This is a genomic window from Brachybacterium ginsengisoli (assembly GCF_002407065.1).
Lineage (GTDB): Bacteria > Actinomycetota > Actinomycetes > Actinomycetales > Dermabacteraceae > Brachybacterium > Brachybacterium ginsengisoli.
In genome coordinates, this window is record NZ_CP023564.1 from 1,939,161 (window position 1) to 1,960,637 (window position 21,477).

Sequence of the window (21,477 nt, forward strand, 5' to 3'; positions counted from 1 at the left end):
GGGCGGCGCTGTGCGGGCCATATGCTGGAAGGCATGACTGATCAGCCGCAGCCCACCGCCCATGACGGGGCGCAGGGACCCGCGCCCCGCGCGCCCCGACGCGGTCTGGATCGCACCGGGCCCTTCGACCTCGGCGACAAGGTGCAGCTCGCCGACGCCAAGAACCGCCTGCACACCATCACCCTCAAGCCCGGGGGCGAGTTCCACTCGCACCGCGGAGTGCTCCGGCACGATCAGCTGATCGGCGCCGAGGACGGCGTGGTGGTCGAGAACAGCCACGGCACCCGGTACCAGGCGCTGCGACCGCTGTACGCCGACTACATGCTCTCGATGCCGCGCGGCGCCGCGATCATCTACCCCAAGGACTCCGCCCAGATCCTCATGTGGGGCGACATCTTCCCCGGGGCCCGCGTGCTCGAGGCCGGCGTCGGCTCCGGCGGGCTGACCACCGCGCTGCTGCGCGCCGTCGGCCCCGAGGGCTCCGTGCACTCGATCGAGCGTCGTGAGGACTTCGCCGAGGTGGCCCGCGAGAACGTCGAGACCTTCTTCGGCGGGCCGCATCCCGCGTGGGAGCTGTCCGTCGGCGACTTCCAGGACCTCGCCCCGACCCTCTCGCCGGGCGAGCCGGCCGTGGACCGCGTGGTCCTGGACATGCTCGCCCCGTGGGAGTGCGTGGACGCGGCCGCCGAGGTGCTGGTCTCCGGCGGCGTGTACCTGGCGTACGTCGCGACCGTCACGCAGCTCTCGCGCACCGCGGAGGCGCTGCGCGAACATGGCGAGTTCACCGAGCCCTACGCCTGGGAGTCCTTCGTGCGCCCCTGGCACCTCGAGGGGCTCGCGGTGCGTCCCGAGCACCGCATGAACGCGCACACCGGGTTCCTGCTCACCGCACGGCGCACGGCGCACGGCACCGAGGCGCTGCGGCGCACCACCCGCCCCGCGCCGGGATCCCGCCTCGAGGAGGAGCTGAACCACCCCGACAACGAGGGCTTCGGCGGGTCCGAGGGCGAGTGGACCCCTCAGGACGTGGGCGAGCGCGGCGTCGCGCCGCGCAAGCTCAAGCGCGCTCTGCGCGATCTGCGGCAGGGCCGCGACCGCTGACCGACACCGGGAAGGAGAGGGCACGAGCATGAAGACCTATGCCGAGATGACCGCCGAGCTCGAGAAGCTCGCGGACCACAACGGTCGCCTCACCGCAGGGCTGCGCGCCGCGCGCGAGCAGATCGTCGAGCTCAAGAACGATCTCGAGCGGGTGGGCGACCCGCCGAACTCGTACGCGACCTTCCTGCGCCGCTGCGAGGGCACCACCATCGACGTCCTGCACAACGGTCGTCGCCTGCGGGTCTCGACCTCCGCCGCGCTGGACCTCGACGCGCTCAGCCCGGGCGCCGAGCTGCGGCTGAACGAGGCCCTGGCCGCCGTGGAGGCCGTCGCCCCCAGCGACTCGGGCAACGTGGTGCCGGTGGTCGAGGCCCTGGCCGATTCCCGCCTGCTGGTGGCCGTCGCGCCCGACGACACCCGCGTGCTGCGTCGCGCCGGCACCCTCACCGAGGAGCAGCTGCATCCCGGGGACCACGTGCTGGTGGACCTCAAGTCGCAGCTGGTGCTCGAGCGCATCGACCGCGCGGAGATCACGGACCTCGTGCTCGAGCAGGTCCCGGAGGTCTCCTTCCACCAGATCGGCGGCCTCGGGGAGCAGATCGAGGCGATCCGCGACGCGGTCGAGCTGCCCTTCCTGCAGCAGGACCTCTACCGGACCTACGGCCTGCGCCCGCCGCAGGGCGTGCTGCTCTACGGTCCCCCCGGCTGCGGCAAGACGATGATCGCCAAGGCGGTCGCCCACGAGCTGGTGCTGCGCAGCGCCGAGGTGCGCGGTGTCAGCGTCGCCGAGGCGCTCGAGAACTCCGCGTTCCTCAACGTCAAGGGCCCCGAGCTGCTGAACAAGTACGTCGGCGAGACCGAGCGGTCGATCCGCCTGGTCTTCGAGCGCGCCCGCGAGAAGGCCGCCGCCGATCACCCCGTCGTCATCTTCTTCGACGAGATGGAGGCGCTGTTCCGCACCCGCGGAACCGGCATGTCCAGCGACGTCGAGACCACGATCGTGCCGCAGCTGCTCGCCGAGATCGACGGCGTCGAGGGGCTGGACAACGTGATCGTCATCGGCGCCTCCAACCGGGAGGACATGATCGATCCCGCGATCCTGCGCCCGGGGCGGCTCGACGTGAAGATCCGGGTGCGCCGCCCCAACGAGCGCTCCGGCCGGGAGATCCTCGCGCTGTACCTCGACGACTCCGTGCCCGTGCGCGAGGACCGCGAGGCGCTGCTGGATCTCGCCGCCCGCGAGATCTACGACGACGGTCCGGCGTCCGCCTTCGTGCGGATCGAGTACTCCGACGGCGGGGAGGACACCCTCCACTTCCGCGACTTCGTCTCGGGAGCCACCCTGCGCAACATCGTGGACCGTGCGAAGAAGATGGCCGTCAAGGACCAGCTCGCCACCGGAGAGGTCGGTCTGACCTCCCAGCACCTGCACGAGGCGATCACCGCCGAGTTCGTGGAGAACGAGGACATGCCCTCGGCCGCCCATCCCGAGGACTGGGCGCGCGTCTCCGGGCTGCCCGGGGGAGGGCGTCGGCGCGTCGAGGCGATCGTGCCGCTCCAGGGCCGCACCCGCAGCGTCGCCGGCGACGAGGAGTCCACGGCATGACCGCCCCGGTCCCCGGCGTCTCCGGCCACGGCCTCACCACCGAGCGGGTGATGGGCATCGAGACCGAGTTCGGCGTGGTGCATGCCGATCTCGAGGACCGTGCCCGCTCCGGTGCGGGCAGTTCGATCCTGCTCTCCCACCTCGTGGTGGGCGCGTACGCGCTGCTCGACCCGGCGGAGGGCGAGCGCGGCCGACGCGTGCGCTGGGACTACGGCGACGAGACGCCGCTGCGCGATGCCCGCGGCTTCGAGCTGCAGCGTGCCGCCGCGCATCCGAGCCAGCTCACCGACGAGGTGCGCGACGCCCATGTGCCGAGCGTGGAGCTGGACGCACCGCTGGCCGGGCCGGAGGTCGCCCCCGACGGGGACGACGCGGAGGTGCTCGCCTGGTCGACCCAGCGGTCGATCGGCAACGCGGTGCTCCGCAACGGCGCGCGGTGGTACGTCGACCACGCGCACCCGGAGTACTCCGCCCCCGAGGTGATGCGCGCCCGGGAGGCGGTGGTCAGCGATCGCGCCGGGGAGGAGATCGCCCGCCGTGCGATGGCGATCCTCGCCGCCGCCGACGGCATCCCCGAGGTCGCCCTGTACAAGAACAACACCGACGGCAAGGGTGCGTCCTACGGGACCCACGAGAACTACCTCGTGGACCGTGAGGTGCCCTTCGAGCGCCTGGTCGCGGCGCTGCTGCCGTTCCTCGCCACCCGCCAGGCCCTGGTGGGCGCCGGTCGGGTGGGCCTCGGGACGCGCGGGGAGCGACCCGGCTTCCAGCTCTCCTCCCGCGCGGACTTCATGGAGGCCGAGGTGGGCCTCGAGACCACCCTGAACCGGCCGATCGTGAACACCCGCGACGAACCCCATGCGGACCCGGCCCGCTTCCGCCGGCTGCACGTGATCATCGGCGACGCCAACCTGCTCGAGGAGTCCACCTTCCTCAAGCTCGGCACCACCTCGCTGCTGCTCGCCGCGCTCGAGGCCGAGCACCGCACCGGCACCGCGATCCTCCCGGACCTGCGCCTGGTCGATCCGGTCGCCGCCGTCCGCACCATCAGCCATGACCCGAGCCTGCGCGCCACCGTGCCGCTGGAGGACGGCCGCGAGCTCACGGCGCTCGAGATCCAGCGCGCCCTGCTCGACGCGCTCCACGCCGCGGCCGACGCCGAGGACGAGGAGACGGGCGAGGTGCTGCGGCGCTGGCGGGAGATCCTGGACCTGCTCGAGCAGGATCCGATGCTCGCCGCCGACCGTGTGGAGTGGGTCGCCAAGCTGCGCCTCCTCGAGCGGTACCGCGGCCGCCACGGCCTCCAGTGGGGCGATCCGCGACTGCAGATGGTCGATCTCCAGTACTCCGACCTGCGACCCGGTCGCGGCCTGTTCGCCAAGCTGCGCGCCGCCGGCGCGGTGCCCGCCCTGGTGGACCAGGCCGAGGTCGACGACGCCGTCCTCACCGCCCCCACCAGCACCCGCGCGCACCTGCGCGGCGGGCTGATCGCCGCCCATCGCGGACGCGTCCCCTCCGCCGGATGGGACGCGATCACCCTCGCCGGTCCTGCCGGCGGCCACCGGCTGCGGCTCGCCGATCCTCGCTTGGGCTCCGCGGACTGGTGCGCCCGGCACGGCGTCGACCCCGCAGCGGACCCCGAGACGATCCTGGACGCGTTGCGCCGAGCCGTCGAGCAGAGCTGACCAAGACCGCACCGACCAGCAGATCATCACCGCTCGCAGAGAATCACCGATCGAGGAGGAACCCCATGTCCCAGCAGTCACTGAACGCCCCCGGCTCCGGACCCGACGAGGAGCAGGGCGCCGACGCCGTCACCGGCGGGCAGACCTTCGCCTCGGCCCAGGCGGCCGACGACCTGCTCGACGAGATCGACTCGGTGCTCGAGTCCAACGCCGAGACCTTCGTGCGCTCCTTCGTGCAGAAGGGCGGCCAGTGACCTCATGAAGCGTCGCGTGGGAGGTCTGGAGACCGAGTACGGGCTGGTGTGCGTGCGGGCCGACGGCTCGCGGGCCCTCGAGCCGGAGGCCGCCGCCCGGGAGCTGTTCCGCCCGGTGGTCGCGATGGGCCGTTCCTCGAACGTGTTCCTGCGCAACGCCGCGCGGCTCTACCTCGACGTCGGCTCCCACCCGGAGTACGCCACCGCAGAGTGCGACGACTGGTGGGAGCTGGTCGCGCAGGACCGCGCCGGGGACCGGATCTTCGCCGACCTCGCGGCGCAGGCCAACGCCTGCCTCGCCGAGGACGGCCAGGACGCGCGCATCCATCTGCTGAAGAACAACGTCGACTCCGCCGGCAACGCCTTCGGATCCCACGAGAACTACCTCGTGGATCGACGCGGTGAGTTCACCCGCCTGCCCCGCTATCTGCTGCCCTTCCTGGTCACCCGGCAGATCATCACCGGCGCCGGGGGAGTGGTGCGCTCCGCACCGGAGGACGGCACCGCGTCCCACCGCGCCGCCGCCGCGACTGCCGACGGGACCGCCCGAGAGGCCGATGGCGCCCGGTTCGTGTTCTCCCGTCGCAGCGACCACATGTGGGAGGCGGTCTCCTCGGCGACCACCCGCACCCGGCCGATCATCAACACCCGCGACGAGCCCCACGGCGACCCGACCCGGTTCCGCCGCCTGCACGTCATCGTCGGCGACTCGACCATGAGCGCGGTCTCCACCCACCTCCGCTTCGCCACCACCGATCTGGTGCTTCGGGCGATCGAGTCCGGCCGGGCCCTGCCCGAGCTCGCCCTGCACGACGACATCGCGGCGATCCGGGCCGTCTCGCGCGACCTCGCCGGGACCACGCCGATCCCGCTGGCCGACGGCGGCACCACCACGGCGGTCGAGGTGCAGCAGCGCTGGCTCGACCATGTCTCCGATCTCGCCGACGAGTCCGAGCAGCAGACCCTCCAGGACTGGCAGCGCGCGATCGACGCGGTCCGCACGGGTGATCGCTCCTGGGCCGCCGAGAACCTCGACTGGGCCATCAAGGAGCGCCTGTTCGCCCAGGTGGCCGAGCGCCGCGGCGTGGGGCTCGAGGACCCGGCGATCGAGCGCCTGGACCTCGCCTACCACGACATCGAGCCGGCTCAGGGCGTCTTCCACGCGCTGCGCCGCCGGGGACTGGCCCCGCAGGGCCCCGCCGACGAGCGGATCGAGGCGGCACGGACCACCGCGCCCACCACCACCCGGGCCCACCTGCGCGGCCAGGTCGTCACGGCCGCCCAGGAGCACGGGGTGGATCACGTGGTGGACTGGACCACGCTGCGCCTGACCCGGCCCGGAGCCATGCCGGTGCAGGTCCTGGACCCCTTCACCACCGAGCTGCCGGCGGTCGACGCGCTGCTCGAGGAGATCCGCTCCCACGGGTCCGGCAGCCCACGATCCTCGATGCCCTTCGCCTGAGCTCTCGACCGCGCTCGGGGAACCCCCACCCTCCGCCCCGTACTCTGGTGCCGTGCCCTGCCCCGGGCCCACTGATCCGAAAGGTCCTCCCTTGATCCGCCGTCGCAAGCTGCTGACCACCGCCCTCGCCGCCACCGCCGCCATCGGCCTCGCCGCCTGCTCCGATGACGAGAACGGCGCCGCGTCCGACGCCGGCGGCGCCTCGGACGCGGGCGGCGCCTCCGATGGCGGCGGCGACGTGCTCGCCGCGGTCACCGTCAGCGAGGATCTCGGCGCGGAGCCGACGCTCGAGTTCACCTCCCCGCTCGAGGTCACCGCGGCCGACGCGGAGGTGGTGGTGCCCGGAGACGGCGCCACCATCAAGGACGGCGACGTCCTCATCTGGCGCCACGTCTACGTCGACGCCTCGACGGGGGAGACCCTGCAGTCCTGGTGGAAGGGCGGGCCCGCCGGCGGTGTGCAGGTGACCGTGGACACCATCGGCCAGGCGGCCTTCGACGTCTTCACCACCATGACCGTCGGCTCGCGCTTCGTGATGGCCGGCTGGCAGCAGGGCAGCGACGGCCAGGCCTACTCCCTGCTCCAGGTCGGAGACGTGGACCGAGTGGTCTCGCCGCTGCGGGCGAAGGGCGAGCCGGGGAGCCCCTCCGGGGACTACCCGGAGGTCACGCTCGGCGACGACGGCGCCCCGGCACTGGCCGGCCCCCTCGAGGGCGAGGGCCCCTCGAAGACCGAGCGGGAGCTCCTCATCGAGGGCGGCGGCGACACCACCCGCGCCGGCGACTACCTCACCATGCAGTACACCGGCTGGAAGGCCTCCGACGGCTCCGAGTTCGACTCCTCCTGGAAGCGCGGCGCACCCTTCTCCTTCGTGCAGGGCGGCGGCAGCGTGATCACGGGCTGGGAGGAGAACCTCCTGGACCTCAAGGTCGGCTCCCAGGTGATGCTGGTGATCCCGCCCGCCGAGGCATATGGCGAGGATCCGAAGGCGCACGAGCTCGGCGGGGAGACACTGATCTTCGTCGTCGACGTCCTCGACGCCGCGCACACCCAGTCGTGACACCCTGATCCCACCCCCATCCATCCATAGGAGGACCGCATGACCGATCGCACCAAGCCCGAGGTCGACTTCCCCGAGGGCGACGCCCCCACCGAGCTGCTGAGCACCGATGAGATCCTCGGCGACGGCGAGGAGGCAGGTCGCGGCGACGTCGTCGACGTGCACTACGTAGGCGTCTCCCACTCCACCGGCGAGCAGTTCGACGCCTCGTGGGACCGCGGCGAGCCGCTGCGCTTCCAGCTCGGCGTGGGCCAGGTCATCGCCGGCTGGGACCAGGGCGTCCAGGGCATGAAGGTCGGCGGCCGCCGTCGCCTCGACATCCCCGCCTCGCTCGGCTACGGCGCCCAGGGCGCCCCGCCGGTGATCGCGCCGAACGAGTCGCTCATCTTCGTGTGCGACCTGGTGGCGGTGCACAAGCGCTGAGCAGGTCCGCCGAGGGGACGGCGGGGGAGCACGCGGGAGGACCGGCCGACGGCCAGGTGCCCCTCTTCGCGGCCCCCGCCGTTCCTGTTCCCGATCCCTCCCCGTCGGCCGCCGCGCCGAGAGACCCGGGGCGCCCCGCGGCGTCCCGGGATTCCGGCCTGCGCACCACCGCGGGCTTCGAGGTGGTCGAGGAGCTGCCGGTCGCGAGCGTGCGCCTGGTGGGCGTGCTCCCGCACCTGGACCGCCCCTTCGAATATGCGGTCACGCCCGAGACGGCCGCCGCCGAGGCGGGCATGCGCGTGCGGGTGCGGTTCTCCGGCAAGGACACCGAGGGGATCGTGCTGGGCCGGCACGCGGAGCCGACGACGGATCGCGCGCTCGCCCCGCTGCACCGACTCGTTTCCGAGGACGTGGTGGTCCCGCCGGCGATGATGCGCGTGTGCGAAGAGGTCGCCGCTCGCAGCGCCGGCACCGTCGGCGACGTGCTCCGTCTCGCCCTCCCCCCGCGCCACGCCCGCGCCGAGAAGGCGGACCGCGCCGCCGTCGAGAAGGCGGCGCAGGAGGCGGAGGAGCAGAGCGTGAGCCCGGAGGAGAAGGGCGAGGGCTCCGAGGATCAGACGGTCGAGCAGCCGTCGGAGGAGCACGCGGCCGTCGAGGAGACCTCCGACTCCGACCTGCCGGATGCCGCCCCCGCCCCGCGGCCCGGTGACCGGTACCCCGGGCTGGCCGCCCTGCTCTCCCGCGCCGGCAGCGCGGAGGGACCGGTCCCGCGCGCGAGCCTGACGCTCGACGCCGCCGACACCTGGACCGACGTCGCCGCGGACGCGATCGCGGATCTGGACCCCGCCCGTGGCGCCCTCGTGATCGCCCCGGACCAGAGGGATGTCGCCCGCCTCTCGAGGGTGCTGGACGAGCGGGGCATCGAGCACGAGATCTTCGCCGGCACCGAGGGACCCGAGAAGCGCTATCGCACCTTCCGGCGCATCCTGCGCGGCGCCACCCGCGTGGTGCTCGGCAACCGCTCGGCGGCCTTCGCCCCGGTGCAGGACCTGGCCCTGGTGATCTGCTGGGACGAGGCCGACGACCTCCTCGAGGAGCCCCGGGCTCCGTACCCCCACACCCGCACCGTGCTGCAGTGCCGTTCCGCCGAGGAGCGCTGTGCGCTGCTGTTCCTGTCCGCGAGCGACTCGGTCACCCTGCGGGCGCTGGCCGACCGCGGCTACCTGGCTCGCCTCGAGCCCGTCCCCGCCCCGGTCACCGCGGTGCGCCCCCGGATCGTGGCGATGGACGAGTACCTGCGCGAGAGGGAGGGTCCCTCCGGGCGCTCCCGCCTCCCGCAGGAGGCCATGCGGGTGATCCGGCGCGGACTCGAGCGCGGCCCCGTGCTGGTGCAGGTGCCGCGCTCCGGGTACGTCCCCGCGATCGCCTGCACCTTCTGCCGCACACGGGCGCTGTGCCCGCACTGCTCGGCCCCGCTGTCGCTGAGCGGGCGCCACGGGCCGCTGCGCTGCCGCGTCTGCGGCCGTCGGGAGGACGGCTACCGCTGTCCCGAATGCGATCGCACCGAGGTGCGGGCGATGGTCGTCGGCTCCGCCCGGACCGCCGAGGAGCTGCACCGGGCCTTCCCGGATGCTCCGCTGAAGGTCGCCGGCGGCGCGCACGGTCCGCTCGAGGACGACGCCGTGCCGGAGACGGCGATCATCGTCGCCACTCCGGGCGCCGAGCCCGCGCCGAGGGAGCGCTATGCCGCCTGCCTGCTCCTGGACGCCGACGCGCTGCTGGGGCGGGCCGCCTTCGACGCGGACGTCGAGGCGGTGCGGCGCTGGCGGGGAGCGATCTCCCTGGTGCGCAGCGCCCAGGACGGAGGAGAGGTGCTCGTCGTGGGCACCTCCACCCTGCCGGCGATCCGCGATCTGGTGGCCCATCGCTCGTCCTTCTTCCTGGACCGGGTGCTCGACGACCGGCACGAGCTGGACCTGCCGCCGTTCTCCCGGGTCGCCGAGATCGTCGGGGACCGGGAGGCCTGTCGAGCCTTCCTCGATGCCGTCGAGCTTCCGGACGGCACGGACGTCTTCGGCCCTGTGGATCTCGAGGGCCCGGACTCCGCGGGACGTGCCCGCGCCGTGGTCCGCCTCGAACCGGCCCGCTCCCGCCAGCTCGCCGACGCCCTGCGCGCCGGCATCGCCGCGCGCAGCGCCCGCAAGGCGAAGGGCTCGCTGAGGGTGCGCCTGGATCCGCCGGACGTCTTCTGAGCAGTTCACCCGAGGGCCGGCGCCCGCTCCCGTAGGGTGAGAGGAGTCACCGCAACGCCGCGAGGGAAGGACTCCCCATGACCTCCGACGCCGATGGGCGCACCACCACCACCGCTGTCGAGGAGGAGCGTCCCGACCTCTCCGAGGGGGAGCGCGCCCCCGGCGAGAGCCGTCGCAGCGTGCGCGTGCGACGCATCGGACTGGCGGCCGGTCTCGCCGTCGCCCTCCTGCTCTACCTCGTCATGCCGGCCGAGGTGCCCCACGCCGCGAAGCTCACCGCGGCCACCGCCGTGCTCATGGCGGTGTGGTGGATGACCGAGGCGCTGCCCATCCCCGCCACCGCCCTGGTGCCGCTGGTGGTGTTCCCCGTGCTGAACGCCGAGGTCGGGTTCGACGACGTCGGCGCCTCCTACGGGAACAACGTGATCTTCCTGTTCATGGGCGGCTTCATGCTCGCGCTCGCGATGCAGAGATGGAACCTGCACAAGCGCATCGCACTGGCGATCGTCGGCGCGGTCGGCACCAGCCCGTCGATGCTGGTGCTCGGGTTCATGGTCGCCACCGGCTTCCTCTCGATGTGGGTCTCCAACACCGCGACCGCGGTGATGATGCTGCCGATCGGGCTGTCCGTGCTCCTGCTGGTCAACAGGCTCCGCCTCGAGGACGCGGCGGCCGCGGGCGAGGACTCCGGCGACGGGGTGGACCCCGACCCGGAGCGCACCGCCCGCGAGGGCGGCGCGCCGGTGAGCTCGAAGTTCGGCACGGCGATGATGCTCGGCATCGCCTACGCCGCCTCCATCGGGTCCCTCGCGACCCTCATCGGCACGCCCCCGAACGCCCTCCTCGCCGCCCACATGAGCCAGGAGTTCGGGGTGACGATCGGCTTCGGCCGCTGGATGCTGGTGGGCGGACCGATCGCCGTGGTCTTCCTGCTCATCGCCTGGCTGCTGCTGACGAAGGTCCTGTACAAGCCGGGGATCAGAGAGATCCCGGGAGGTGCGGAGCTGATCCGCACCGAGCGGGCGAAGCTCGGGTCCATCTCCTCCGGGGAGACTCGGGTGCTGGCGATCTTCGTGCTCGCGGCGCTGTCCTGGGTCGCGATCCCGCTGGTCTCGGACGCCCTCGGGCGCGAGTCCCCGTGGATCTCGGACGCGGGCATCGCGATGGTGGTGGGGCTGCTCCTGTTCCTGCTGCCCGCCGGTGCGGCGCGCGGCGTGCGGCTGCTGGACTGGGACGCCGCCGTCAAGCTCCCGTGGGGCGTGCTGCTGCTGTTCGGCGGCGGGCTGGCGCTGTCCGCACAGTTCAGCTCCTCGGGGCTGACCGACTGGATCGGAGAGGTCACCGTGGGAATCGGCGGACTGCCGGTGGTGCTGATCGTCGCGATCGTCGCCGCGGGCATCCTCTTCCTCACCGAGCTGACCTCGAACACGGCCACCGCCGCGACCTTCCTTCCTGTGGCGACCGCGGTGGCCGTGGGCATCGGCATCGATCCGATGCTGCTCGCGATCCCCGTCGCGATCGCCGCCACCTGCGCCTTCATGCTCCCCGTCGCGACGCCTCCCAACGCGATCGCCTACGGCTCGGGCTTCGTCACGATCCCGCAGATGGCCAAGGCCGGCCTGTGGCTGAACCTGATCGGCATCGTGCTGGTCACCGCCACGACGATGACGCTGGCCGTGGGAGTGTTCCGCCTCGTCCACTGAGGTCCGACGATGCCTCTGGTCACGGGAAGGGCCTGGCGGCGGCGGGTGGATGGTGAGCGCCCGTAGACTCGGGGCATCATGCGACTGCTCTTCGCCGGCACCCCCGAGGCCGCCCTGCCCTCCCTGCGCACGCTGCTCGACTCGCACCACGACGTCGTCGGTGTGCTCACCCGCGCCGACGCCCCGTCCGGGCGCGGCCGGAAGCTCCGCCCGAGCCCTGTCAGAGCGCTCGCCCTCGACGCCGGGCTGCCGGTGCTGACCCCCGCCACGCTGCGCGACGAGGCCGTGCAGCAGGAGCTGCGCGAGCTCGCCCCCGATGCGGCGCCGGTCGTGGCCTACGGGAACCTCGTCCCTCCGGCCGCGCTGGCGATCCCGCAGCACGGCTGGCTGAACCTGCACTTCTCCCTCCTCCCCGCGTGGCGCGGGGCGGCCCCTGCCCAGCGCGCGGTGCTCGCCGGGCAGCGCGAGAGCGGCCTGAGCGTGTTCCGGCTCGAGAAGGGCCTGGACACCGGGGATCTCCTCGCGACCGCCCGCACCGAGATCGGGGAGTTCGAGACCTCGGGGCAGCTGCTCGAGAAGATGGCTGTCCAGGGCGCATCGGTGCTGCTCGAGGCGCTCGACACCCTCGAGGCGGGCACGGCCGTGCTCACGCCCCAGGACCACTCGCAGGCGACCCACGCCGCGAAGCTCTCCACCGCTGAGGCGCAGATCGACTGGACCCTCCCGGCCGACCGGGTCAGCGCGCACATCCGCGGGATGAGCCCCCAGCCGGGCGCCTGGACGCTGCTGGACGGGGCGCGCACCAAGATCCTCGGCCTCGAGGCGGCGCCCGAGCACGAGCCGCTGCCGCCGGGGCGGATCGAGGCGGGCAGGCACCAGGTGCTCGTGGGCACGGGCACCGAGGTGCTCGCGATCGCGGAGCTCGCCCCGGCGGGCAAGCGCCCCATGCGGGCGGCGGACTGGGCCCGCGGAGCAGGACTGCCGGAGGACGCCGCCTTCGACGCCGCCGACCACGACGACCAGCAGGACGGAGAGCACGCATGAGCGGGGACCGACGGGACGACCGGGGACGCGACAGCCGACGCGGCGGGCGCGATGATCGGCGCGACGACCGACGGGATGACCGACGGGGCGAGCGCCAGGACGGCCCTCGCGACGGCCGCTCCCGTGACGAGCGCGGTCGCACCCGCTCCGGCTCCCGCGGACAGGGAGGACCTCGCCGCGGCTACTCCGAGTCCCGCCCCTCGGAGCGTTCGCGCCGTTCGACGCCGTCCCGGCAGGTCGCCCTCGAGGGCCTGCGCCTGGTGCGCGAGGAGGACTCCTACGCGAACCTGGTCCTGCCCCGACTGCTGCGCAGCCATCGCGTCTCCGGCCGGGACGCCGCGTTCACCACCGAGCTGTTCTACGGCTCCCTGCGGGCCCAGGGTCGCCTCGACGCGATCCTCGCCGCCTGCATCGACCGGCCGCTCGACCAGGTCGACCCCGCGCTGCTGGACGTGCTTCGGCTCGGGGCCTACCAGCTGCTGGACATGACCGTCGCCCCGCACGCCGCGACCTCCGAGACCGTGGCGCTGGCCCGGTCCCAGGTGGGCGCCGGTGCGGCGAGCTTCGCCAACGCGATCCTGCGCCGCGTGGGGGAGAAGGACCTCGAGACCTGGATCGACGAGGTCGCCCCGGACCGCGAGAAGGATCCCACCGGTCATCTCGCCGTGGTGCACTCCCACCCGCGCTGGGTGGTGCGCGCCCTCGGCGACGCCCTGGCGGGCCATGGTCGCTCCCGCGACGAGATCGACGAGCTCCTGGCCGCGCAGAACGCCGCCCCGGCGGTCTCGCTCGTGATGCGTCCCGGGCTCACCGACCTCGACGAGCTCATCGACAACGGCGCGAGCCAGGGTCGTCTCTCCGTCTTCGCCGCCTCCTGGCCCTCCGGTGATCCCGGCGGCATGGACCCGGTCAAGGAGGGCCGCGTCGCCGTGCAGGACGAGGGCAGCCAGCTCGCCGCCCTCGCGCTCGCCCTCGGCGCCGACGACCTGGTCCTCGCCGAGGACCACCACTGGCTCGACCTCTGCGCCGGTCCCGGCGGCAAGGCCGCGCTGCTCGGCGGGCTCACCGTCGACCACGACGCGGATCTCCTCGCCGTCGAGATGCAGGAGCACCGCACCGAGCTGGTGGACCGCGCCGTCGCCACCCTGCGCGAGGCCGGCTGCGAGATCACGACCCGCACGGCGGACGGCACCACCATCGGCGCCGAGCTCCCGAACCGCTTCTCGCGCGTGCTCGCCGACGTGCCCTGCTCCGGGCTCGGCGCGCTGCGTCGACGCCCCGAGGCACGCTGGCGCCGCACCCCGGCGGACATCGGCCGGCTGGGCACCATCCAGCGCGCGCTGCTGACCTCCGCCCTGGACGCCGCCGCGCCCGGGGGAGTGGTGGCCTACGTGACCTGCTCCCCGCACCTGGCGGAGACCCGGCTGATCGTCGCGGACGTCCTCCAGACGCGGACCGACGTCGAGCAGCTCGACGCCCGCGAGGCCGTGCGCGCAGGGGTCCTGCCCTCCGCCCGCGGCGACATCGAGCTGGGCGAGGGGCCCGCCGTGCAGCTGTGGCCCCACGTCCACGGCACCGATGCCATGTACATCAGCCTGCTGCGCAGGCTGCCCGAACCCACCGACGAAGGGACCGAGGCGGCATGAACACCCCGTACTCCACCGACGGCCACTACATCCACCCCAGCATCCTCAACGCCGACTTCATGAGCATCGGCAGCGAGCTGGACAAGATCTCGACCGCGGACAGCGTGCACGTGGACGTGATGGACAACCACTTCGTGCCGAACCTGACCTTCGGCCCGTCGATGGTCGAGCAGATCGTGGAGCGCAGCGCGATCCCGGTCGACGCCCACCTGATGATCGATGACGCGGACACCCAGGCCCCGGCCTTCGCCGAGGCAGGCGCCGCCTCGGTGACCTTCCATCTCGAGGCCGCACGGGCCCCCGTGAAGCTCGCCCGCGACCTGCGGCGCAAGAACGCCCAGGCCGGGGTCGCGCTCCGCCCGGCCACCGCCGTCGAGCCGCTCCTGGACATCATCGGCGAGTTCGACATGCTCCTGATCATGACCGTCGAGCCCGGCTTCGGCGGCCAGAGCTTCCTCGAGACGATGCTCCCCAAGATCCGTCGCGCGCGCTCGGCGATCAGCGCGTCGAACCTGGAGGTCTCCATCCAGGTCGACGGCGGGGTCAGCCGGGAGACCATCGAGCGCTGCGCGGAGGCGGGTGCGAACGTCTTCGTCGCAGGCTCTGCGATCTATCGCGCCCAGGACGCCGCCGAGGAGATCTCCGCCCTGCGCGAACTGGCCCGGACGCACGGCTCCCACTGATCCCGGCGGGAGTATCCTGACGCGGTCACGACCAGTGACGTGCTCCGGGGTCGGTGAAATTCCGAGCCGGCGGTGACAGTCCGCGACCCGCTCCGGCGGTGGAGCCGGTGGAATTCCGGCGCCGACAGTACAGCCTGGATGAGAGGCGCACGTCCCGCAGGTCCTCGGCGTGCTCTCCGCGCGTCCTGGACCCGCAGGATCCCGTCCTCCCCGGAACTGCTGCTTCCGGTGGAAAGAGGACCGAGATGGACCTGCTGCAGTGGCTCTTCGACGCGAAGATCGAGTTCGCGGGCGGCCAGTTCCTGCTCCTGCGAGAGGTGCTGGGCAACGTCTTCGGACTGCTGAGCGCGCTCGGCGGCATGCGCCGGAAGGTGTGGGCCTGGCCCATCGGCATCGTCGGCAACCTGCTGCTGCTGACCGTCTTCCTCGGCACCGTGTTCGGCAGCCCGAACTCCGTGGACCTCTACGGCCAGGCCGGCCGCCAGGTGATGTTCATCGCCACCGCCGTCTACGGCTGGGTCCGCTGGCGCCGGGCCCGGGACGAGGACGGCACCGCGATCGAGCCCCGCTGGGCCTCGTGGGGCACCCGGGCGCTGCTGCTCGTCGCCCTCGTCGGCGGCACCGCCGCCCTGACCCCGGTGTTCCGGGCGCTGGGCTCCTACGAGCCGGTGTGGGCCGACGCCTGGATCTTCATGGGCAGCCTGCTGGCCACCTTCGGCATGGCCAAGGGCTGGGTCGAGTTCTGGCTGATCTGGGTGGCCGTGGACATCGTAGGGGTCCCGCTGCTGCTCAGCGCCGGCTATTACGCCAGCGCCTTCATGTATCTCTTCTACGGCGCGTTCACCCTGGTGGGCTTCTTCGTCTGGTGGGGAGTGCGCAACCGCACCGACGTCGAGCAGGAGAGGGTCAGGGTGGAGACCGCCCACCTCGACCCCACCGTCCGGCGGGACTGAGCTGACCGGACCGACCTGGCGGGGTCGATCGGGCGCGTGCCGATCGCGCGGGTGTCCGCCGGGCGGGCGGCGGCGCGGGCCCCGGCCCCGGACGCGTACCCTGGGGGCGTGAAGGATTTCGAGGCGCTGTTCGCCGAACTGACCGACAAGGCCCGCACCCGACCCGAGGGGTCGGGCACCGTCCGCGAGCTCGACGGCGGTGTCCATCAGATCGGCAAGAAGATCGTCGAGGAGGCCGCCGAGGTGTGGATGGCCTGCGAGCACGAGTCCAAGGACGATGCCGCGATGGAGATCAGCCAGCTGCTGTACCACCTGCAGGTGATGATGATCGCCAAGGACATCTCCCTCGAGGACGTCTACCGACAGCTCTGAGCCGTCGGGCGCCCTGAGGCGCCGACCGCCGGGGCGGTGCTCCGCCCCACCCCGCACCTCTCGAACCGAACCGTCTGATGGCCGCCGCGTCGGCCGAGGAGGACCTGTGCTCCGCATCGCCGTACCCAACAAGGGCGCTCTTTCCGAGCCCGCCGCCGACCTGCTGCACGAGGCCGGGTACCGGCGTCGCGGCTCGGCGAAGGAGCTCGTCGTGGTCGACGAGGACAACGGGGTCGAGCTGTTCCATCTGCGCCCACGGGACATCGCGGTGTACGTCGGATCGGGCACGGTGGACGTCGGCATCACCGGCCAGGACATGCTGCTGGACTCCCGCACCCCGGCGGACGAGATCCTGCCGCTCGGCTTCGCGGGCTCGACCTTCCGCTTCGCCGCCCCGGCCGGCACCCGCAGCGATGTCTCCGAGCTCCAGGGCGCCCGCATCGCCACCAGCTACGAGAATCTCGTCGAGGACTACCTCTCCGAGCGCGGCATCACGGCCGAGGTCGTCCACCTCGACGGGGCGGTCGAGTCCTCGATCCGGCTCGGGGTCGCCGATGTGATCGCCGATGTCGTCGAGACCGGGACCACGCTGCGCCAGGCCGGGCTCGAGCCCTTCGGCGAGGCGATCATGACCAGCCAGGCCGTGCTCTTCTCCCGCCCGGGCATGGAGCTCGAGGCAGAGGCTGCCCACGCGCTCGAGGTGCTCGAGCGCCGCATCCGCGGCGTGCTCGTGGCCCGCGAGTACGTGATGCTGGACTACGACATCCCCACCGAGCTGCTCGAGCGGGCCGTGGAGATCACCCCCGGGCTGCAGTCCCCGACGGTGTCCCCGCTGCACGGCGGCGAGTGGTCCGCGGTGCGCGCGATGGTCGACAGCCGCTCCGCCCACCGCATGATGGACGAGCTCTACGACGCCGGGGCGCGGGCCATCCTCGTCACGGCGATCCAGGCCTGCCGCATCTGAGCCTGCGCTTCTGAGCCTGCCGTGTCCCGCCCGAGGTCGTCATGAGCGCCTCCGCCCCTGATCCCGGGAGCGAGGGGCGGGAGGCCTCGATCGTGATCCGTCCCCGTGCGGTGCGGGTCGCCGCCTACGTCAGCGCGGCCATCGTGATGGCCGGGATGATCGGCGGCGCGGTGATGATCACGAGCTTCCACTGGGGCGGCAGCATCGGCCTGCTCATGGTGGGAGTGCTGGTGGCGCTGTTCTGTCACCTCGAGGCCTCGGTGACGGTGACCGCCCGTCCCGATGCGCTGGAGGTGCGCAACCTGATGCGCACCCGCTCCCTGGAGTGGCCCGAGGTGCTCGGCATCAGCTTCCCCATGGGGGACCCCTGGGCGCATCTGGACCTGGCCGACGGCACCACCCACCCGCTGCACGCCCTCCAGCGCTACGACGGACAGCGGGCCATCGCCGCCGCGCATCAGCTGCAGGCCCTGATCCGGGAGCGGGGAGAGGCCCACCTCGACTGACCCCGGTCCCGCGCGGAGCTCGGAGCTCAGTCCCGGGGTGCGAGCTTCGCGGCGCAGCGGCCCGCGAGCGCCGCGTACAGGAAGGGGGAGGGGTCCTCGGCCAGGGTCCGGCCCATCGTGGTCATCCGCACCGGCATGTCCTCGAGCGCGTCGCGCAGGCCCTTGCCGTCGATCTCGGTGAGCTGGTGCAGCACACCCCGCTTCTTCGCCGGTTTCAATATCGACGTTTTCACCTGTTTGCGCACTGACTCATGGAATCCGTTGTATCGCGAGTCGTGACGGGCGAGCACGGGGAGCTGGACCTCGGTGAGCAGCGCGCGGCCGTAGACGGTCGCGGAGTGGTGGGACAGCCCGCGATGGCGCTCCCGCTCGTCGGCGTCGGAGACCCGCAGCGTGGCGATCCCCTGACCGTCGAGCACCGAGGCGGCATGCAGGGCCTCGGCCGCCTGGACCCCCGAGAAGCCCCAGCCGGTCCCGGTGCCGAGGTTGCCCGGCCCCTGGATCACGATGGCGACATCGGCCCCCACCACGTGCTTCGCCCCCAGGAGCGCCGAGTGCACGGTGACCGCCTCGAGGTCGCCGCCGAAGGACTGCCCCGCGCTGATCACCGCGGAGAGGAGATCCGCCTCCCGCAGCCGCGCCGCGCTGCGGGAATAGGCCGCGGGCAGCGCGGCGGCGTCGGAGTGGACGTAGGCGATGCGCAGGGAGCGGCGCTGGGCACGGATCCCGGCGATGATCGCGGGCAGCGAGGAGTGCAGGTCCGCGACGATCACCGGCATGCCCTCGATGCTCCGGGCGTCGCGGAGGGTCTCGTAGTGCTCTCCGGCAGGATCGTCGATCGCGTCGACCATGGTCTGCATGGGCGTGTAGCGGGCCTTGACCATGTGTCCGACGATCTCGTCCGCGGCCTGCAGCGAGTCGGGCCGTGCGACCACCATCGCGTCGCCGCCCGTGCCCAGATCCCGACGCACGGCGTTCGTGTTCAGCAGCACGGTCTCGCCGGTCCGCGGGGTGCCGGTCAGCTCGCGGTAGGCGATCGCGGTGAGCGTCTCCTCGCCGCCCTCGAGCTCGATCTCGAGCCGATCCACCCCGGGCCAGGACCCCAGAGCGCTCTTCACGGTTCCCCGTTCCCATCGCAGCATGCCCCCCAGCCTAGGGCCGCCCGCGCAGAGGTTCGTGCCAACGTGCGCCCGGACCCCGCCGGGGCGATACTCTGGCCAGGTGGCATCGAAGAGTGTGGAGAGACTGCTCAACGTCATCATGACGATCGGCTCGCGCCGTCGGATAGACCGCGCGAAGCTGTTCGCCGTCATCCCCGATTACGCCGAGGCGGTCTCCGCCCAGGCCGCGGAGCGGATGTTCGAGCGTGACAAGGCCTCGATCATCGAGCTCGGCCTCCCGCTGGTGACCGAGCGCGACGTGCTGGACGAGAACACCGTCCACTACCGCCTCGACACCGCGCGCTCCGGAGCGGTGCTCGATCTCACCACCGAGGAGTACACGGTCCTGCTCGCGGCGAGCCGCGCCTGGGACACCGCCGCGGCCGGGGGAGCGGCGCGCCGTGTCCGCGCGAAGCTGCTGAGCCTCGGCCACGACGCGGATCCCGATCTGCTCCGTCGCACGCCGCGCGGCGCCGTGGAGTCGCTGCCGGTCCTGACCCCGCTGCTCCAGGCCGTGGTCACCGGGCATGCGGTCCGTTTCTCGTACCGCGGCGCCCAGGGGGTCCCGGCCGAGCGCCAGGTCGAGCCCTGGGTGGTCGGCGTCCACGACGGGCACTGGTACGTCCACGGCTGGGACCGGGACCGGTCCGCGCCCCGCGTGTTCCGCGCCTCCCGCATCGAATCCTTCCCCGCCGAGGCGGGCCTCGCCGCGGAGCCCCGACCGGAGCACATGGATCTCGCCGACGTGCTCGATCGGATGCTCGACAGCGACGACCGGGAGTCGGCCGTGCTCCGCGCCGCGCCGTACAAGGCCCTCTCCCTGCGTGACCGAGCCGGGGCATCGATGGAGGCGGAGAGCCTCCGCCTGCCCGTCCTTCCCCGCCCCGCCGCCCGCCGCCTGCTCCTCTCGGACATCCGCTGGGTCCAGCTCGAGGAGCCGGCCTCATGGCGCGAGGAGCTCGCCGAGGTGCTCACCACCATCGCCGAGCAGCACGAGGGCGAGGCGGACCTCGAGGCTCCCGCGCGGGCGACCACCCGTCCCGCGGCGCGGATCCGCGTCTCGCCACAGAGCGGGGACCACCTCTCGCGCCTGATCTCCGTCGCCTCCTACGTGATGTCCCGCGAGGAGGTGCAGCTCGCCGAGCTCGCCGACGCCCTGGGGATCACCGAGAAGCAGCTCGTCACCGACCTGCAGGTGCTCTTCGTGTGCGGGGACATGGGCGCCGGCTGGGAGGATCTCATCGAGGCGGAGTGGGAGCACGGCACCGTGCGCGTGCGCAACGCGGAGCCCCTGCGTCGCGCCCTGGATCTCAGCGCCGTCGAGGCCACGGCTCTGCTCGCCGGCCTCGCGGCGCTCGAACCCGCCGCCGGCCAGACCGCTGAGGTCGTCGAGTCCGCCCGCGAGAAGCTGCAGGCGGTGGTCGCCGGGTCCGCGGCGCAGGCCGCGACGCCCGTCGTCCCCACCCGCACCGAGATCTCCGAGGCGACCACGGCGGACGAGATCGCCGCGCGCACGGCCGACCGCGCCGACCAGGTGCTCTCCGCCGTCCACGCCGCGCTGCGCGCCGACCCGGAGGCGGAGGAGTCGCACCTGACCATCCGCTACTCGTCGGCGGATCGTCCGGGCACCAGCGTCCGCAGGATCCGGCCGCTGCGCATCGAGACCGTCGGGGCCCGCTCGTACCTGCTCGCGCACTGCGACCTGGCAGAGGGGGAGCGCCGCTTCCGCTTGGACCGGATCGTCGAGCTCCTGCCGCCCGGCACCTCGATGAGCCGTCCCGAGCCCGGGGTCGAGCCGGTGCTCGCCGGCCGGGTCGACGGGGAGGTCTGGCTGCGTCTGGCACCGGCCGGGCACTGGATCGCCGAGTCCTTCGACGCCGTCGAGCTGCGCGATGCGGCCGAGGACGGCGACGGGGCCGGAGCCACCTACGCACGCCTGGAGGAACCGCTGCTGGCCCCGCTGGTGGACGCGGTCCTGGAGTCCGCCGGCGCCGCCGAGGTGCTCAGCCCCTCGGAGCTGAGAGACACGATCGTGACCGTGGCGCGCGGCGGGGCTGTCCGTCACTCCCAGTGACTGCCGTTACCCTTGGACCCACCCGCCGTGCGGTGGGCCGAGTCGCCACCCGGGCGACCCGTTCGGCGCCCTGTCCGCTGTGGGATAATAGGTGTGCCCGCGCTGTGTCAAAGCGCTGTTGAAAGGTACTTTCATGAACTTCTTCCGCAATCCCTGGGCGATCGTCCTGCTGATCGTGCTCGTCATCCTGCTGTTCGGGGCCAACAAGCTCCCGGGGCTCGCTCGCAACATGGGCAAGTCGATGCGCATCTTCAAGAGCGAGGTCGAGGAGCTCCGCGGCGACGAGCGGCGCGATCAGGGCGAGGACGACGAGGACGACGACCGTCCGGCGCGCTCCACCCGTCCCCGCGAGGACCGTCCGGCCCGCAGCGAGCGCGAGTACGACCCCCGCTCCGACGCCGATTCCGAGCGCGAGCCCGTCCGCGCCCGTGACGAGGACGACTCCTACCGTCGCGACTGAGCATCCCGACGCGTCGCGCGTCGTCGACATCGGGTCCGGGCGAGTGATCGCCCGGACCCGGAACGCTGG

The 21,477-nt window shown here is 72.7% G+C and carries 19 protein-coding genes and 1 riboswitch; of the genes, 18 read left to right on the forward strand and 1 reads right to left on the reverse strand.

Features of this window, described 5'->3' with window-relative positions:
• Positions 1 to 33: 33 nt before the first annotated feature.
• From CFK41_RS08640 to CFK41_RS08715, 16 genes are all read left to right on the forward strand, one after another.
• On the forward strand, positions 34 to 1,101 hold the full coding sequence (locus CFK41_RS08640; RefSeq protein WP_227873267.1) for a tRNA (adenine-N1)-methyltransferase: 1,068 nt from the start codon (positions 34 to 36) through the stop codon (positions 1,099 to 1,101).
• 28 nt (positions 1,102 to 1,129) lie between these two features.
• Entirely contained in the window at positions 1,130 to 2,707 is a 1,578-nt protein-coding gene (gene arc, locus CFK41_RS08645) for a proteasome ATPase (RefSeq protein ID WP_096799290.1), read from the forward strand.
• The gene (gene dop / locus CFK41_RS08650; RefSeq protein WP_096799291.1) at positions 2,704 to 4,392 is read left to right on the forward strand and encodes a depupylase/deamidase Dop; all 1,689 of its coding nucleotides are present in this window, start codon (positions 2,704 to 2,706) and stop codon (positions 4,390 to 4,392) included. The genes arc and dop overlap by 4 nt, the downstream gene beginning before the upstream one ends.
• Before the next feature lie 65 nt (positions 4,393 to 4,457).
• Complete coding sequence (locus tag CFK41_RS08655) at positions 4,458 to 4,646, forward strand: ubiquitin-like protein Pup (protein ID WP_096799292.1); 189 nt, start codon at positions 4,458 to 4,460, stop codon at positions 4,644 to 4,646.
• Positions 4,647 to 4,650: 4 nt separating this feature from the next.
• Positions 4,651 to 6,108: a Pup--protein ligase gene (gene pafA, locus CFK41_RS08660; protein WP_096799293.1), complete on the forward strand. Its 1,458-nt coding sequence runs from the start codon at positions 4,651 to 4,653 to the stop codon at positions 6,106 to 6,108.
• Between the two features lie 91 nt (positions 6,109 to 6,199).
• The gene (locus CFK41_RS08665) at positions 6,200 to 7,168 is read left to right on the forward strand and encodes an FKBP-type peptidyl-prolyl cis-trans isomerase (protein WP_151904715.1); all 969 of its coding nucleotides are present in this window, start codon (positions 6,200 to 6,202) and stop codon (positions 7,166 to 7,168) included.
• 39 nt (positions 7,169 to 7,207) lie between these two features.
• Positions 7,208 to 7,591: an FKBP-type peptidyl-prolyl cis-trans isomerase gene (locus CFK41_RS08670; protein ID WP_096799295.1), complete on the forward strand. Its 384-nt coding sequence runs from the start codon at positions 7,208 to 7,210 to the stop codon at positions 7,589 to 7,591.
• A 56-nt stretch (positions 7,592 to 7,647) separates the two neighbouring features.
• Entirely contained in the window at positions 7,648 to 9,843 is a 2,196-nt protein-coding gene (locus tag CFK41_RS08675; RefSeq protein ID WP_227873268.1) for a primosomal protein N' family DNA-binding protein, read from the forward strand.
• A 77-nt stretch (positions 9,844 to 9,920) separates the two neighbouring features.
• Positions 9,921 to 11,546 carry an SLC13 family permease gene (locus CFK41_RS08680; protein WP_096799296.1) on the forward strand — a complete coding sequence of 542 codons (1,626 nt, stop codon included), beginning with the start codon at positions 9,921 to 9,923 and terminating at the stop codon, positions 11,544 to 11,546.
• A 78-nt stretch (positions 11,547 to 11,624) separates the two neighbouring features.
• Positions 11,625 to 12,590 (forward strand): methionyl-tRNA formyltransferase, encoded by a 966-nt coding sequence (gene fmt, locus CFK41_RS08685; RefSeq protein ID WP_096799297.1) that lies wholly within the window; start codon positions 11,625 to 11,627, stop codon positions 12,588 to 12,590.
• Positions 12,587 to 14,236, forward strand: coding sequence for an RsmB/NOP family class I SAM-dependent RNA methyltransferase (locus CFK41_RS08690; RefSeq protein WP_096799298.1), 1,650 nt, complete (start codon positions 12,587 to 12,589; stop codon positions 14,234 to 14,236). The genes fmt and CFK41_RS08690 overlap by 4 nt, the downstream gene beginning before the upstream one ends.
• Positions 14,233 to 14,919 (forward strand): ribulose-phosphate 3-epimerase, encoded by a 687-nt coding sequence (gene rpe / locus CFK41_RS08695; protein ID WP_096799299.1) that lies wholly within the window; start codon positions 14,233 to 14,235, stop codon positions 14,917 to 14,919. The genes CFK41_RS08690 and rpe overlap by 4 nt, the downstream gene beginning before the upstream one ends.
• A gap of 36 nt (positions 14,920 to 14,955) precedes the next feature.
• Positions 14,956 to 15,073, forward strand: a riboswitch (FMN riboswitch).
• Positions 15,074 to 15,164: 91 nt separating this feature from the next.
• Positions 15,165 to 15,872, forward strand: coding sequence for a nicotinamide riboside transporter PnuC (pnuC, locus tag CFK41_RS08700; protein WP_096799300.1), 708 nt, complete (start codon positions 15,165 to 15,167; stop codon positions 15,870 to 15,872).
• A 108-nt stretch (positions 15,873 to 15,980) separates the two neighbouring features.
• Complete coding sequence (locus tag CFK41_RS08705) at positions 15,981 to 16,244, forward strand: phosphoribosyl-ATP diphosphatase (RefSeq protein ID WP_151904716.1); 264 nt, start codon at positions 15,981 to 15,983, stop codon at positions 16,242 to 16,244.
• Positions 16,245 to 16,350: 106 nt separating this feature from the next.
• Positions 16,351 to 17,208 (forward strand): ATP phosphoribosyltransferase, encoded by an 858-nt coding sequence (hisG, locus tag CFK41_RS08710; protein ID WP_096799301.1) that lies wholly within the window; start codon positions 16,351 to 16,353, stop codon positions 17,206 to 17,208.
• Between the two features lie 41 nt (positions 17,209 to 17,249).
• Positions 17,250 to 17,714 carry a PH domain-containing protein gene (locus CFK41_RS08715; protein ID WP_096799302.1) on the forward strand — a complete coding sequence of 155 codons (465 nt, stop codon included), beginning with the start codon at positions 17,250 to 17,252 and terminating at the stop codon, positions 17,712 to 17,714.
• A gap of 26 nt (positions 17,715 to 17,740) precedes the next feature.
• Here CFK41_RS08715 and CFK41_RS08720 read toward each other — a convergent pair whose 3' ends face one another.
• Positions 17,741 to 18,856, reverse strand: a complete 1,116-nt coding sequence (locus tag CFK41_RS08720; RefSeq protein ID WP_096799303.1) for a DUF3866 family protein — start codon at positions 18,854 to 18,856, stop codon at positions 17,741 to 17,743.
• A 79-nt stretch (positions 18,857 to 18,935) separates the two neighbouring features.
• Here CFK41_RS08720 and CFK41_RS08725 point away from each other — a divergent pair, with 79 nt between their 5' ends.
• Both CFK41_RS08725 and tatA read left to right on the forward strand, forming a co-directional pair.
• Entirely contained in the window at positions 18,936 to 20,948 is a 2,013-nt protein-coding gene (locus CFK41_RS08725) for a WYL domain-containing transcriptional regulator (RefSeq protein WP_227873269.1), read from the forward strand.
• Positions 20,949 to 21,081: 133 nt separating this feature from the next.
• Complete coding sequence (gene tatA, locus CFK41_RS08730) at positions 21,082 to 21,408, forward strand: Sec-independent protein translocase subunit TatA (RefSeq protein ID WP_096799305.1); 327 nt, start codon at positions 21,082 to 21,084, stop codon at positions 21,406 to 21,408.
• Positions 21,409 to 21,477 lie beyond the last annotated feature (69 nt).

Excerpts from the sequence above, each read along its gene's own strand:
- CFK41_RS08715 (WP_096799302.1), top strand. The coding sequence starts at position 17,250 with ATGAGCGCCTCCGCCCCTGATCCCGGGAGCGAGGGGCGGGAGGCCTCG.
- tatA (WP_096799305.1), top strand. The coding sequence starts at position 21,082 with ATGAACTTCTTCCGCAATCCCTGGGCGATCGTCCTGCTGATCGTGCTC.
- CFK41_RS08670 (WP_096799295.1), top strand. The coding sequence starts at position 7,208 with ATGACCGATCGCACCAAGCCCGAGGTCGACTTCCCCGAGGGCGACGCC.
- CFK41_RS08680 (WP_096799296.1), top strand. The coding sequence starts at position 9,921 with ATGACCTCCGACGCCGATGGGCGCACCACCACCACCGCTGTCGAGGAG.
- CFK41_RS08655 (WP_096799292.1), top strand. The coding sequence starts at position 4,458 with ATGTCCCAGCAGTCACTGAACGCCCCCGGCTCCGGACCCGACGAGGAG.
- rpe (WP_096799299.1), top strand. The coding sequence starts at position 14,233 with ATGAACACCCCGTACTCCACCGACGGCCACTACATCCACCCCAGCATC.
- arc (WP_096799290.1), top strand. The coding sequence starts at position 1,130 with ATGAAGACCTATGCCGAGATGACCGCCGAGCTCGAGAAGCTCGCGGAC.
- pnuC (WP_096799300.1), top strand. The coding sequence starts at position 15,165 with ATGGACCTGCTGCAGTGGCTCTTCGACGCGAAGATCGAGTTCGCGGGC.
- CFK41_RS08690 (WP_096799298.1), top strand. The coding sequence starts at position 12,587 with ATGAGCGGGGACCGACGGGACGACCGGGGACGCGACAGCCGACGCGGC.
- pafA (WP_096799293.1), top strand. The coding sequence starts at position 4,651 with ATGAAGCGTCGCGTGGGAGGTCTGGAGACCGAGTACGGGCTGGTGTGC.
- dop (WP_096799291.1), top strand. The coding sequence starts at position 2,704 with ATGACCGCCCCGGTCCCCGGCGTCTCCGGCCACGGCCTCACCACCGAG.
- CFK41_RS08640 (WP_227873267.1), top strand. The coding sequence starts at position 34 with ATGACTGATCAGCCGCAGCCCACCGCCCATGACGGGGCGCAGGGACCC.
- fmt (WP_096799297.1), top strand. The coding sequence starts at position 11,625 with ATGCGACTGCTCTTCGCCGGCACCCCCGAGGCCGCCCTGCCCTCCCTG.
- CFK41_RS08720 (WP_096799303.1), bottom strand. The coding sequence starts at position 18,856 with ATGCTGCGATGGGAACGGGGAACCGTGAAGAGCGCTCTGGGGTCCTGG.